We start from the raw sequence: 9,483 nt of genomic DNA, 5'->3' as shown, positions 1-9,483 counted from the left end.
CAAGTATTCTTTAACTTTCAACCTTTAGCTTTATTATTATAGCTTTGCTTCATTTATTCTCACCAATTCTTTATAGTTATTTTTTTTGCTTTTCCTAGGTTAATATGATCTTTATCCTCTAATAAAACTGTTTTCTTGGGATATAAACCTTATTGTTTTGTTCCACGATTCTACTCATTTTCTGTTATAAATCTTTAACCATACTTTCCGCAAATCATTCTGCTTATTGTATTAAAAACATTATTTTCTTAAGAAAATTGAGAAAATAAGTGATCATTAAACATCAAAGTCAAAAAAATAGAGTGATATTACTCACTCTAAAATTACCTATTTGCAAAAACAAAGCTCAAAAATTTTAATATACTTTGCCCCCTAGTCTTTGATTGCAGCAACTTCATCCAAGAACCACTTATTAAATGCTGCTGCGTCAATATCAACACAAACTTTGGCATTTGTTTTACCAGCGTGGTATGCCCCACGAATATCACCCACAGTTTCTCCCATCGCTGGGCCCTCTGTTTGCACATCTACCCACATTTCTTCCGTTTTCATAGCTTCTGGATGGAGAAGATAGAAGATGGTATTAACATCATGCATCGGATGACCATTCTCGTCACCGTCATTGTAATGAGTAACTAACGCCTGCAACATTTTCCCCGTTCTACCCATTGCTCCTAACTTATCCATCGTTTCGGGAGTCAGCAGTGCCTTCAAGGTCACATCTAATCCGACCATCACGATCGGAATCCCTGAATCGTACATAATTTTTGCCGCATGCGGATCGGTAAAAACATTAAATTCCGCTGCACTGGTCATATTCCCTTTTGCTAAAGTCCCACCCATCGCAATAATTTCTTTAATATGATCTTTAACTTCGGGATACTCGATAAATAGCAACGCAATATTAGTATAAGAACCAGTCGGCACCAAAGTGATCGGTTCAGCACTTGCCATAATTTCATCTCTTAAAGCCTCAACCGCAGATTTCTGAATTGGTTTACCAAAATCAGTACCGAAATCATACCCCGGCATACCTGATTCCCCATGGATCCTGGCAGCATCTTCGAAAGGCTTGATCAAAGGCTGCTTAGCCCCTGCGGCAACAGGGATCTCTTGATCTTTACCAAAAAAGCGCACAATTTTTAAAGCGTTTGCAGTTGTTTTATCAACTGTAACATTACCGGCAACAGCAGTAACCAACTTCAAGTTGATCTGTGGATCATTGATCGCCATCGTAAGTGCTGCTGCATCATCGATCCCTGGGTCTGTGTCCATAATAATATTAATTGCCATTTGATATTCCTCCTCGTATGACTGCTAAAACTATTCATAATTAAGTGTATTATTTAGCACTGAAAGATTATTTGCTACTTAAACTCATTATGTTAACAATTTTTGCTAAACTTGTTTGCTTGAAATAAAATACTGAAATTTTTAAAGTAGCCGTGTAAATTAAATATAATAGTTTTATAGCAACATGTAAAGCGTTTTACCGAAATCTCACTTTCACTCATACAGACATTTTTAACATATTTCGACAAGGTCTTTTTCCAAAAACTTACCTATTTGTTTTTTGGCAAAAACTTTCCCGTATCGTCCCATTGATCAATGACATCTGAAATTCCATTTGGATTTTGCGGATCGTGCCATGCGAAATCCTCGTACCATAAGCTTCTTTTGGCTTGATCCAACTTAGCGATTTCTGCTTGGTCTTCTTGGGTTAATTCAAAATTACCGATTTGACTATTTTCTATGATACGTTTTTCGTGCACTGATTTAGGGATAGTGATCACACCTTGCTGAATATCCCACTGCAAAATAACTTGTGCGGGTGTCTTATGGTATTTGTCAGCTAATTTCTGAATCGTTGGTTCATTTAATGATTCACCGCCACCTAAAGGCGACCATGCTTCTAGCTGGATACCTTGTAACTGCATTAACTGCCGAATATCTTTTTCCTGATTCAATGGATTAAACTCTAGTTGGTTCACAGCTGGTGTCACATCACAGTGGGCCATCAAGTCCTGTAATCTTTCAGTATCAAAGTTAGAAACGCCGATCGCCCTGACCTTTCCTTGATGGTACAATTCTTCCAATGCATGCCACGTGTCCAAGTAACGTCCATCTACTGGCCAATGGATCAAATAAAGATCCAAATAATCAAGCTGAAGCTGATTCATTGTGTCCTTAAAGCCCTTCAAAGCAGCTTGATAACCAACATCACCATTGAACACCTTAGATGTTACGAAAAGGTCCTTACGGTTTAATCCTGTTTTGAGCAGACCCTGCTGTATCCCTGCGCCAACACCCGGCTGATTACCATACTGCTTAGCCGTATCTATTAGGCGATACCCCTTCTCAATTGCTGTAAAGACTGAATTGGCCGCATTTGAATTATTGGTCTTCCAAACACCTAAACCAAAAATTGGCATCTTGACGCCATTATTTAATTCTGTAGTTTTAGCTAAAACATTTTCACTCATCATTACCACTCCTTGATCCATTAAGTACTTCTTACTTTGACTAGCAACAAACATCTTTCAAAAACTCAGGAGTAACGACCCCCCTTACTATTAAATAGATAAAGTAATTTACACGTTTAGTTTCTGGCATTTAAAGATAATTGTCAAATAATGTCGATCATCTCTACAACTATAACTAAACAGCAAAGAACTTTTGTCTTTTGCACCAACAACTATTACAATGTGAATAATACAATTGATCAACCGAGGAAAAATTATGCTCAAATCTAAAAACATTACCGCAGACCTGACCCTGATCCAAACAAAACGTTTGTCCACTGAAGAAACTACCCAACTTAAACAACAATATGGTCTTACACAAGAAGTGATCAACTACGTTATTGATCGCGATGAAGTACCAAATTATGTCTATGATGAAGACAGCAATGATGAACTCTTCATCGTTCAAATACCACATGTTTTGCATAAAGGACAATTAAGATATATCACTCAACCAGTAGGTTTTTTTATTGCACGACAGCCTTATCTTTACTTTTAATCCAAGTGGCGCAGAAAACTTTGAAAAAATCATCCATAAGCACAGCGAAAAAGCTTACCAAACTCGCAATGAATTTATTTTCGCCGCCCTATTCGAGTTAATGGATAGCTTCATGCCCATCATGCATAATCTAACTAAAGAACGCAATCGTTTGGATAAAGTACTTAATAAAGAAATCAAGAATAAAGAATTGATCAAATTTTCACATTCACAACAAACCCTCTCTTATTTTTCAAGTGCCAGTGCATTAAATTTAACAATGTTTCACAAATTGCCGCATACGCACTTTTTTACGTCCAGTTACACCGGTGAACAAAGTGCAAAAAGGGATATGTTAGAAGACGTCGTGATCGAAAGCGAACAGGTCTCACGCATGATTGAAACTGAATTAGCGGTAGTTGGCCGGATCGGCGATACTTTCAACACTATTGCCAACAATAACCTGAATGATACGATGAAAGTCTTGACCGTCTGGTCGCTTGCTTTGACTATTCCCACGATCCTGACCGGATTTTATGGTATGAATGTTGGCCTGCCAGGCACCCATGCATCATACGCATGGATCATGATCCTGATTTTTTCAGTGATCATCGCCCTTCTTTTGTTATTTATACTACGGATCGGACACAAACTTTAAGGAAGATATTATGGAACTCAAAATTACAGTTTTTAAGAAAACAACAACTCAACAACTCAACATTATCAACTATTGTTAGCGGCCGATCCGTCTAAAGAACTAATAGATTCATACTTGAATCGTTCTTTTTGTTACCAAGCAACTGCGCAAGGTCAGCTTGCCGGCATCATAATATTACTACCAACACATCCAGAGACACTGGAAATTGTTAACATCGCAGTTGACCCCAAATTAAGAAATCAGGGAATTGGACAGCAATTATTAGCATTCGCAGAAAAGAATGCTCGAAACAAAAAATACAAATGTTTAGAAATTGGGACTGGTTCAACCAGCTTTGCACAACTATACTTATACCAAAAGCGCGGCTTCCGCATTGTTGGTATTGACCAAGACTTCTTTTCCATTCATTACAACAAAGAGATAATTGAAAATAAGCTAGTTTTAAAAGACATGCTGCGTCTAAAAAAGTTACTTTAGTTATAAACCTTATCCTAAAAAAGTACCGTGACCGAAATCTCAGGTTTAAGGTGCTTTTTTGAATGAAAAAAGATAAGTTTTTAGTTTTTGTGAAACATGTGACAAACCGTAATTATCCCAACAAATATTATTCCTTTAAGCGTATAATGTATCGTGTAGTTAGTGTTGCCATTAGTAAAACAATACTAATATTTCAAACAACTTATTCCATTATGCTATTATAAATTAGAATGATAAGTTATTGTTAAGTCAGAAAAACATTAAGGAGATAATGATTTTGATTACTCTAAAATCTAAACGAGAAATAAAAGGCATGCAACATTCAGGTGCTATTTTGGCAGGAGCGCATTTAATGTTACGTGATAAACTACATGTGGGTATGGATACTTGGGAAATCGAACAATTAGTAGGTCAATATATTCAAGATCATGACGCCATTGCTTCAGAAAAAGGAGTCGATGGTTATAAATACTCAACTTGTATCAGTATTAACGATGAAGTTGCTCACGCTACACCTCGCAAGGGATTAAAGCTCAAGAATCATGATGTGGTTAAAGTTGATTTCTGTGTCAGTTGGCACGGCTATCAAAGTGATTCTGCCTGGACCTATGTCGTTGGTGATTCAACTCCCGAAATCGATAAATTATTAGCAGTGACACATAAAGCTTTATACCTTGGAATAGAACAAGCACAAGTCGGCAATCGGGTGGGTGATATTGAGCATGCGATCGAGGAATATGTCGAGACCAAACATCACATGGGAGACGTAAGAGAGCTTATTGGCCATGGTATTGGACCGTCTGTCCATGAAGCCCCAGACATTTATCATTATGGCATGCCTCATCAAGGATTACGTTTAAAAGCTGGAATGGTGATCACGATCGAACCAATGGTCAATGCTGGTGGTTCATGGGAAATCGACACAAAAGTAGTGCCAGAAACTGGTTGGGAATATTATCTTTCAGGTGACCGAAGTCTTTCAGCCCAATTTGAGCATACATTAGCAATTACAAATGACGGCCCAAAGATTTTAACGTCCCAAGACCCGATTGGAGATAAAAAGTACTTACTCTAAAAAGTGAGCGGAGCATGACGACTAAAGAGTGAGCATTAACAGATTTCTACACCATATTGCGCTTTAAGCAGTATAGTGTGGAAATTAGTTAAGCGGAACTCTTTGCCATGAGGAGTTATCCTAAAAATAACAAAGTTTAATTAAAATAACAAAGTTTAATTAAAATAAAGCCCATACGAGGAGGGTAGACAATGGTTTTAAAATATAAAAAAGTCGCATTTGAGATCTCAAGACAAATTACAGACGGAAAATACACGGATAAATTACCCAGTGAAGCAGAATTAGTTGAAAAATATAACACCAGTCGAAATACGATTAGAAATGCGATGGACGCACTATTTGAACAGGGCTTGATCAAGCGTGTTCAAGGTAGTGGATATTTTGTTAACGTGCCTTTGCACAGCGATGGTTATTTTATGAACATTGCAGGTAAAAACGGACTCGGCAGTTTGGGAAAAAGAACTATCATTAAATCAAAGGTTAATGCTTTAAAAGTTATTCCCGCAGGAAAAGAAATTGCTGCACATTTAGATTGTGATCCTGATGATCAAGTTTATTATGTTAGCAGGTTACGCTTCTCAAATAAAGACTTGGTCAGTCTGGAACATGCCTATTATTTAAAACAACAAGTTCCTTATCTTAATAAAGAAATATGTGAAGATTCAATTTTCAGTTTCATCGTGGAAAATTATGATATTGAGGTTACCAATGCCGACGAATATGTGAGTGTATACAGTCTAGGTGAAAATGAAGCGCAAGAAAGTAAGCAACCAGTTGGTACTCCAACTTTAAAGATCGAAGAAATAAATTGTACCAAAAATGAGCATCCTTTCAATTACTCTAATTCTTTTTACTTTCAAAAGGGAATGACTGTTTACATGCACATTAACAATTCTTTGTCTTAAAAAAACGTTTATTGCTTAAAAAAACCAATAACAAGTTTTTAACCGCTTTCTTTAATTTAGTAACGATAATTGATATATACCATTGTATACAGTTTCATAAATAAAATTAGATTTTCGTGTTTTTTAACTTGATTTTATGTAAAAACTGAAGTAACCTTATCGTTGTATGTTACCCAAAATGCAATTGTGTTCATGTTTGCATTCTCCAAATGAGACATGTTACGTAATCTGTCAAAAAAAAGATTGAAGCCCACTTTATAACGGGTTTCTTTTTTATGGAAATATTTTTAAAATAGTACTTGATATTTATCACGAAAAACATGTAAGATAAGGAAGTAACTGATACATGGAAGGATCAGAGAGCTGGTAAGGGCTGAAAACTAGCAAAAATGGCAGTAAACAACAATGGAATGGTAGCACAACCTTTATCAGTGCGTTAAAGCAATTATTTCCTTATACAAATTAAGACATCTTGCTGAAAGGCGGTCAATAAACCGTAAATCTTGGGTGGAACAGCGTTTAGACGCCCCTTGTACTATTACGATAGTATGGGGGGCGTCTTTTAATGCGCTTTCATTTTCGCTTTGACATAAATTTTTAGAATTTTCAAATACGAGGAGGAACATTAATGAAGCAACCTCAGAAATCACAAAAACTGTCGCGTTCTTTACAAAACAAACATATTCAAATGATTGCTATTGGGGGGGCGATCGGCACTGGCTTGTTCTTAGGATCAGGAAGTGCGATTCATTCATCAGGCCCAGCAATCATCTTATCTTACATAATAGTCGGACTATTTTGTTTTTTTATGATGCGAGCAGTCGGCGAACTATTACTATCCGACTTGTCTCAACGTTCAATTTTGGATTTCGTTAAAATTTATTTGGGAGATCGTTTAGAATTCGTAGTTGGTTGGCTTTATTGGTTTTGTTGGATCAGCTTGGCAATGGCTGATTTAACTGCAAGTGGAATCTACATCAAGTATTGGTTTCCAGCTTTTCCACAATGGGCCACGCCGCTAATAATTTTATTGTGTCTATATCTGGTAAATCACGTAAATGTCCGTCTCTTTGGTGATCTTGAATCATGGTTCTCTCTAGTTAAAGTTTTGGCAATCATAATACTGATTGCTGTAGGCTTTTTCTTAGCTATTTTCAAATTTAATATCGATGGAAATTCTGCTGGTTTTGAAAATCTATGGACTCACGGTGGTTTCTTTGCTACCGGAGGTTATGGCTTTTTAATGTCCTTCCAAATGATCGTTTTTGCTTTTGTAGGTATCGAAATGGTTGGTTTGACTGCAGGTGAAACTGAAGACCCTGAAAAAAATTTACCCACTGCTATTAATAGCCTGCCCATTAGGATCGGCCTTTTTTATGTCGGTTCAATGATTGCAATCATGAGTATTTATCCTTGGAATAAGATTTCAACATCCACCAGCCCATTTGTCCAAGTTTTTGCTTCCATCGGAATTCCTGGAGCTGCTGGTATTTTAAACTTTGTTGTTTTGACTGCTGCTCTTTCAGCGACAAACAGCTGTTTATTTAGCACAAGTCGAACTTTACACTCTCTCAGCGATAGCGGCAGTGCTCCTAAAAAGTTAGCCCGTGTAAACCAAAACGGTGTCCCTTATGCTTCGTTAAATTTTTCAACCGTATTTTTATTGCTAGTAGTATTATTAAACTATTTGATCCCAGATAATGTGTTTGAATTGATTTCCAGCGTATCAACAATCAGTTTTGTTTTAGTCTGGTTAATTCTCGTCTATTGTCATTTAAAGTACCGCAAAACAAATCCTGTAGGAAGTCAAATTTTCAGAATGCCAGGCTACCCATGGACTGATTATCTGACCCTACTCTTTTTCGGTGGTTTTTTGATTTTCTTACTCTTTGATAAAACTACTAGGATCCCACTATTATTTGCACTTCTAGTATCCGTAGCTCTATTCTTAAGCTATAAACCGCTATATACGCAGANTAAGAGTCTAACCTTGTTGGGCTTTTTTTGTAAAATTTTGTACTAAATAGTTGAATGTTACGAACTAGCACCACGCGTTAGGGTTATTTTTTTTTACTGCAATAGCTAGATTAAAGTTTTTAGGCGGGAGATAGATGCGGGTCCAAAGAGTAGTGAAACGGACCCGCACCTGCCTTCCACATAGTTGACCTAAATTTTTTTATCTTAGGCATGGCAAGAGTCAAACAGTTAATTTTAATGGTATTGTCGTTGTTAGCCTAGTATTTTTTGCTAAGTAGTGCGAATTGGTCGTGGGTGCCGTGAATTAGTTGAGTTATAGCCTTCATCGACATAAAATAATTTCATAAAAAGATCCTTACTATCCTGATGAACGACACGGTCTTGGTTATCTTCAAAAACAATACCTTGGACCGATATCTTAATTTTAGATTCAGGGCGAGTCTGTTGGCAGTTCTGAATCCTTACCTTGGGCGTATATTTACATGAGCTGTACTATTTTTTTTCGTTTTTATTTCCTAGTACTTTCACATGACCTTACTGTATTCCATGTAGTTGTTTTAATAAATATTTTTCGCAAATTTATTTATATTTTTTGGGAGGGGACAGCAACGTTATTTGTATATAAAATTCACTTAATAGAACGACTGCAAGTTATTAATTATTTTTAGTGTCCTACTATAAATGTTGGCGGGGAGAATAGATGCTTGGTATGATTAAGATAATAAATTTGAAATGAGGTAACCATTTGAGTACAGAAATAATTACCGCTGCGATCGACCAGTATGGCTATTTAGGGATCGCCTTGCTGATCGCGCTAGAAAACGTATTTCCACCGATCCCTTCCGAAGTAGTACTTGTTTTTGCGGGGTACTCTACCTTACATACAAATTTAGGCCTTGTTGGAGCAACCATAGCTGCTACTGTTGGTGCTTATGTTGGAGCGTTGATCTTGTATATGGTGGGACGTTTTTTGAATGTTGATCAGCTTAAGAAGGTTGCACGTAGTAAAGCTGGTAAAGCAATAAGGCTGAAAGAGACCGATATTGATAGGACTGCCACTTTTTTTAATAAATATGGTGGATGGACAATTTTAGTGGGGCGTTGTGTACCTGTGATCAGAAGTTTGATCTCGATCCCTGCTGGTATGACGGGTTATCCGCTCGGAAAATTTAGTATATTGACAATTGGTGGAACTTTAATTTGGAACTTTATCTTAATAAATGTTGGTCATTATGCAGGAAAAGCCTGGCGCCAAATGTTAATAGTCGTTGATGAGTGGCTGTATGTTATTTTGGCAGTAGCAATTTTAATCGTAATATTGATTTGGTTGTTTAGAAAAAATAAGAAAACATAACTATATCCTGAATTATTCACCATAAGTTCTCCAAGCA

The 9,483-nt window shown here is 36.8% G+C and carries 7 protein-coding genes and 2 pseudogenes; 7 read left to right on the top strand and 2 right to left on the bottom strand.

Features of this window, described 5'->3' with window-relative positions; genetic code table 11:
- Window positions 1-372: 372 nt before the first annotated feature.
- Together rihC and FC65_RS06410 are read right to left on the bottom strand one after the other, a co-directional pair.
- Window positions 373-1,293, bottom strand: a complete 921-nt coding sequence (gene rihC, locus FC65_RS06415) for a ribonucleoside hydrolase RihC (RefSeq protein ID WP_056971989.1) — start codon at window positions 1,291-1,293, stop codon at window positions 373-375.
- A gap of 269 nt (window positions 1,294-1,562) precedes the next feature.
- Entirely contained in the window at window positions 1,563-2,483 is a 921-nt protein-coding gene (locus tag FC65_RS06410) for an aldo/keto reductase (RefSeq protein WP_056971990.1), read from the bottom strand.
- A 256-nt stretch (window positions 2,484-2,739) separates the two neighbouring features.
- Here FC65_RS06410 and FC65_RS12415 point away from each other — a divergent pair, with 256 nt between their 5' ends.
- From FC65_RS12415 to FC65_RS06380, 7 genes and pseudogenes are all read left to right on the top strand, one after another.
- Complete coding sequence (locus FC65_RS12415) at window positions 2,740-3,021, top strand: magnesium transporter CorA family protein (RefSeq protein WP_235803086.1); 282 nt, start codon at window positions 2,740-2,742, stop codon at window positions 3,019-3,021.
- Entirely contained in the window at window positions 2,993-3,658 is a 666-nt protein-coding gene (locus tag FC65_RS06405) for a magnesium transporter CorA family protein (RefSeq protein WP_235803085.1), read from the top strand. Before FC65_RS12415 ends, FC65_RS06405 begins: the two co-directional genes overlap by 29 nt.
- A 51-nt stretch (window positions 3,659-3,709) precedes the next feature.
- Window positions 3,710-4,135, top strand: a pseudogene (locus FC65_RS06400) (GNAT family N-acetyltransferase); the annotation flags it as partial.
- Between the two features lie 277 nt (window positions 4,136-4,412).
- Window positions 4,413-5,210 (top strand): type I methionyl aminopeptidase, encoded by a 798-nt coding sequence (map, locus tag FC65_RS06395; RefSeq protein WP_056971987.1) that lies wholly within the window; start codon window positions 4,413-4,415, stop codon window positions 5,208-5,210.
- 191 nt (window positions 5,211-5,401) lie between these two features.
- Complete coding sequence (locus FC65_RS06390; protein WP_056971986.1) at window positions 5,402-6,115, top strand: GntR family transcriptional regulator; 714 nt, start codon at window positions 5,402-5,404, stop codon at window positions 6,113-6,115.
- Window positions 6,116-6,743: 628 nt separating this feature from the next.
- Window positions 6,744-8,091: pseudogene (locus FC65_RS06385) on the top strand (amino acid permease); the annotation flags it as partial.
- Window positions 8,092-8,837: 746 nt separating this feature from the next.
- Complete coding sequence (locus FC65_RS06380; protein WP_056971984.1) at window positions 8,838-9,446, top strand: DedA family protein; 609 nt, start codon at window positions 8,838-8,840, stop codon at window positions 9,444-9,446.
- Window positions 9,447-9,483: the final 37 nt, after the last annotated feature.

The organism is Ligilactobacillus acidipiscis DSM 15836 (assembly GCF_001435755.1).
GTDB lineage: Bacteria > Bacillota > Bacilli > Lactobacillales > Lactobacillaceae > Ligilactobacillus > Ligilactobacillus acidipiscis.
Note: the sequence above shows the minus strand (reverse complement) of the source record. Positions and strands in the feature narration are given on the sequence as shown.

Coding starts and splice junctions, on each gene's coding strand:
- rihC (WP_056971989.1), bottom strand. CDS start 1,293: ATGGCAATTAATATTATTATGGACACAGACCCAGGGATCGATGATGCA.
- FC65_RS06410 (WP_056971990.1), bottom strand. CDS start 2,483: ATGAGTGAAAATGTTTTAGCTAAAACTACAGAATTAAATAATGGCGTC.
- FC65_RS12415 (WP_235803086.1), top strand. CDS start 2,740: ATGCTCAAATCTAAAAACATTACCGCAGACCTGACCCTGATCCAAACA.
- FC65_RS06390 (WP_056971986.1), top strand. CDS start 5,402: ATGGTTTTAAAATATAAAAAAGTCGCATTTGAGATCTCAAGACAAATT.